Here is a 559-nt window from a genome sequence, read left to right on the forward strand (position 1 = left end):
CTTGCACATAGCGCTGACCATACAATAATTGCCGCACAATCGATTCACCAGCAATTAAATTCAATTCTGGTTCCACCCAAAAACCACCGATAATTTCCCAAAATCCCGCCGCAACCTTTTCTTGAATCGCCCTAAATAAATCCGGGCGATTTTCCTCCACCCAAGCATACAAAGCTGGCGTCGAATGACAAAAAACTAACTCCGGAAAATCTGACTGTAACCTTAAAACTGACTCAAAAGTACTCTGCGCCGCTTCCCAAGTTTCACTCACCCGCCATAGCCAAGCCATATCCAAATGAGCATGACCCAACAAATAAATTTTCGATTTTGGATTTTCGATTTTGGATTGAATCAACTTTTCTCTTAGAGAAAACAAAGAACTTTCCAAATTCTTGGCGTTCTTGGCGTCTTGGCGGTTCATCACCTCATCCACCACCACCGCCAAACTATCCAACCTTTCAGGCGCAAACTTTGTCAAAAAACACTGCGTCACCGCCAACTCATCAGCCACAAAACCAGGATCTTGACATTGCTCATTAGTTGATTCATAAACTAAAAG

1 protein-coding gene is annotated in these 559 nt (G+C 42.9%); it reads right to left on the reverse strand.

All coding sequences use genetic code 11. The annotated features are described in order from the left end of the window. Window positions 1–559 (reverse strand): glycoside hydrolase family 38 N-terminal domain-containing protein (locus tag DM995_RS22950; RefSeq protein ID WP_232824537.1); only part of this gene is annotated, 559 nt, incomplete at both ends.

It is taken from the genome of Blastomonas sp. UPD001 (assembly GCF_003426715.1).
GTDB lineage: Bacteria > Pseudomonadota > Alphaproteobacteria > Sphingomonadales > Sphingomonadaceae > Blastomonas.